Origin of the sequence: Nocardioides sp., from assembly GCF_031422975.1 — a bacterium.
Lineage (GTDB): Bacteria > Actinomycetota > Actinomycetes > Propionibacteriales > Nocardioidaceae > Nocardioides.
On record NZ_JANPEO010000150.1, the window covers coordinates 1 to 3,311 of the forward strand.

Here is a 3,311-nt window from a genome sequence, read left to right on the forward strand (position 1 = left end):
GCCGCACCACGGCACCGACCTCGCCGCGCTCGCCGGCTCGCGCGGATCGAAGGCCTGTCCCGCCGCCAGCTCACAGCGCGCCACCGACTCCGATCAGCTGCGCCCGTGGTACGCTGCCGACGAGAGCCCAGCGGGACCGATGTGGGTCGCTTTGTGGACCGAGGACGATGCGACCGTCGTACCTGCGGACTCCGGGTCACTCGAGGGTGCGCTCGCGATCCGGTTGCAGGCGGTCTGTCCCGGCCTGGATGTCGCACATGCCGACGTACCCAGGACACCGGCGGTCATCGCGATCGTCACGGATGTCCTGGGTCGGGGCGCACCCACGGAGCCGAGCGGGTCCGTCTGCTCGTGACCTCGTCAGTCGGTGATGTCCTTGGTCATGAAGTTGGCCCAGCCTGCTCCTAGGAACACCGCGACGTACACCCCCTGAAGCAGCACCCCTCGCACCACGTCGCGCCAGAGGATGGGGTCGCGAAAGAGGTCCACGAAGGCCAACCAGTACCTCGTGGGCAAGTAGGGCTGGAGCGGGTCGGCGGCGTCAAGAGTCAGCAGTAGCGTGGACGCGACCAGCAGGGCCAGTGTGCCGAGGGCGGCGCCGAGGGGCGAGTCGCTCATGGTGGACAGGAACATCGACACCGCAGCCACTCCGAGCATGCACCACACGGCGTAGGCAAGGGCGAGGAAGGTGCGCCCGACGACCTCCGAGGTCGACAGCGAGGTTCCCGAGACGCTCGTGACGCCTGAGGCGACGTTCTCGTCGCCCAACAGCAAGATCCCGAGTACGTACGCCGTCGCCGCGACCACGATCACGGTCAGCACCACGAAGGTCATCACCGCCACCAGCTTGGCCACGAGCAGACGCGTGCGGCCGACGGGCCGAATCAGCATGTAGCGCAAGGTGCCCTGCTGCGCCTCCCCCGCGATCGCCTCGCCCGCGGTGATCGCCACCGCGATCGGCAGGAACAGCGGCAACACGATGCCCAGCGCGGCCAGCGGATACAGCGTGCCATCGGTGAGCACCGCCGAAAGAAAGGCCGGACCGGTCCCGGGCCTCGGGCCAAGGTCGGTGAGTGCGAGCAGGACCGCGACCAGTGCGGGCAGGGCATCGATGAGGATGAGCGTGGCCCAGGTCCGGCGGTTGCGGACCAGCTTGACCAGCTCGACCCGGATCATCGGTCGGCTCCCGACGTCTCGGCCTCGAACCGGTCCCCGCTGGCGGTGGCCGCAGCCATCACCACCTCCTCGAGCGTGCGGCGTTCGACCCCGAGCCGCGTGACTCGGATGCCGGCAAGCACCAGGCGCGCGTTCAGCGCCGCAGGGTCGGCCTCGCGCACCAGCAGACGCTGACCGTGACACTCCTCGACCACCCCGTCGAGCAGTTCACGCATCCTGACCACGTCCGGGGTGTGCACCTCCACCCGTCCGGTCGGCGCCCGAAGCTCGGCCAGCTCCGCCTGGAGCACCAGCCGGCCCCGGTCGAGCACCCCGACCCGTGTGCACATCTGCTCGATCTCGGTCAGCAGGTGGCTGGACAAGAAGACCGTGGTACCGGCCCTGTTGAGTTCGATCAGCAGCTCACGTACCTCCTGGATGCCCTGTGGGTCCAGGCCGTTGGTGGGTTCGTCCAGCACCAGCAGCCGGGGCCGGCGCAGGAGGCACCCGGCCAGGCCGAGCCGCTGACGCATCCCGAGCGAGTAGGCGCGGACCGGTCGATCGTCGACGGCGGCCAGGCCGACCCGCTCGAGGGCCTCCTGGATGCGGTGGCGCCGGTCGGACCGGTCACCACCCGGCCCCATGGCGTCGAAGAGACTCAGGTTGTCCCGACCCGAGAGGTGGGGGTACGCGGCCGGGCCCTCGACCATCGCGCCGACGTTCGGCAGCACCCGGCGGGCCGCGGACGGCATCGCATCACCCAGCACCTCGATGCTCCCAGACGTCGCGAGGACGAGTCCGAGCAGCATCCGCACGGTCGTGGACTTGCCCGAGCCGTTGGCGCCCAGGAACCCATAGATGTCGCCCTCCCGCACGTCGAGGTCCACCCCGTCCACCGCGGTGATCCGGCCGAAGCGTTTGGTCAGCCCCTCAGTGCGGATCACCGCCGCCCTGGAGCCGGTCACCGGTCATCGTCCACGTAGACGAACCCGGTGAGCACGTCGCCGGCGGCGCGAACGAGCGCGTCGCGGGTCAGCGTCCCCGCGAGCAACCAACCGCCCTCACGCTGATCCCCGGTGAGCACCACGCCGAGCAGACCGACGGTGAGCACGATGCGACCCGCCGACTGCTGGACACCGGGGGTGGTCGCGAGCTGGCGACGCAGCGCGTCGGCCTCCCGGTCGCGCAGCGGGATGGCGATCACCTGCGTCATGCCTCGGCCGTAGACCCCGACGGCCCGGTCCGACGATGCACTCTTCGCCAACCCGGCAACCTCTGGCGGCGGCCGGACCGGCGCGTACTGGTTGGCGGCGTCGGCGATGTCGAGCACGTCGTCGAACTCCACGTCCACGCCGGCCGGAGGCTGGAAACCCACGTCGTTTTCGCCCGGCCGGTCCGCCGAGAAGTCCGTGAACTGACTGGTGAACTCCGCCTGACCGGAGCCCTCGGCGTGCAGCTCGACCATCAGGGGGACTCCGGAGCCCGGATCGACCCAGATGTTGGCGTGGTCGATGCTGGACAGGTCCGAGGGCGGCACGACCCGGATCCCCGAAGCGTTCGTCCCCGCCACTCGTCGGGCCGCGATTCGCTCAACGTCATCAGGTCCGACACCGCGCAGCACCCGCTCGGCCAGGACCGGCGGCACGAGATCCGCGGTGCGTGGCAGGCGGATCTCCGGGTCCCGGCTCAGACTCGCAACCAGACGCTCGTAGTCCCAGCGCCATGTCGTCTCGCCCTCGTGCACGAGATCGGTCTCGCCGGACAGCAGGATCTGGTCGACCCGCCAGTGGTTGACGTCTTGCCACCAGGCGCGCATCCGGGTGCGCTCTCCGAACAGGGCACCCACGTCGCTGAACCGGTCCGCATCGGGCAGTTGGAGGTTGCCCTCGGTCTCGACGAAACCCGACCACGAGTGGTCCTCTGCCTCGCGAGCCTGGTTCAGTAGCCGTGCTGCACTCACCTCGCTCTGGGCCGTCGGCAGCAGGTGCGCCACGACCGGCGCGGCCACCAGCAACAGCGTGCCGGCGACCACGACGCACCAGCGCCTGAGACGGGTCACCCTCACGACATTACGTCTTCTCACCAGAGGCTCGCCCCATCAGCCGCTAACGGTTGGCTTACGTCCTTGGCGCTGCATCGTCCGCGTTGTCGTCGTC

Annotated in this window: 4 protein-coding genes; 1 reads left to right on the forward strand and 3 read right to left on the reverse strand. The window is 69.8% G+C overall.

Translation table 11 applies throughout. The features are described 5' to 3' along the window. Window positions 1–355 (forward strand): hypothetical protein (locus tag RMO85_RS04735; protein WP_310526783.1); only part of this gene is annotated, 355 nt, incomplete at its 5' end. A 5-nt stretch (window positions 356–360) separates the two neighbouring features. On the opposite strand, the gene RMO85_RS04740 is transcribed toward RMO85_RS04735, so the two are convergent. Genes RMO85_RS04740 through RMO85_RS04750 form a run of 3 tightly spaced genes read right to left on the reverse strand, consistent with a single transcriptional unit; the run spans window position 361 to window position 3,214 of the window. Next, window positions 361–1,176: an ABC transporter permease gene (locus tag RMO85_RS04740; protein ID WP_310526786.1), complete on the reverse strand. Its 816-nt coding sequence runs from the start codon at window positions 1,174–1,176 to the stop codon at window positions 361–363. Further along, complete coding sequence (locus RMO85_RS04745; RefSeq protein WP_310526787.1) at window positions 1,173–2,120, reverse strand: ATP-binding cassette domain-containing protein; 948 nt, start codon at window positions 2,118–2,120, stop codon at window positions 1,173–1,175. Before RMO85_RS04745 ends, RMO85_RS04740 begins: the two co-directional genes overlap by 4 nt. Continuing rightward, window positions 2,117–3,214: a hypothetical protein gene (locus RMO85_RS04750; RefSeq protein ID WP_310526789.1), complete on the reverse strand. Its 1,098-nt coding sequence runs from the start codon at window positions 3,212–3,214 to the stop codon at window positions 2,117–2,119. Before RMO85_RS04750 ends, RMO85_RS04745 begins: the two co-directional genes overlap by 4 nt. Window positions 3,215–3,311: the final 97 nt, after the last annotated feature.

Excerpts from the sequence above, each read along its gene's own strand:
- RMO85_RS04740 (WP_310526786.1), bottom strand. The coding sequence starts at position 1,176 with ATGATCCGGGTCGAGCTGGTCAAGCTGGTCCGCAACCGCCGGACCTGG.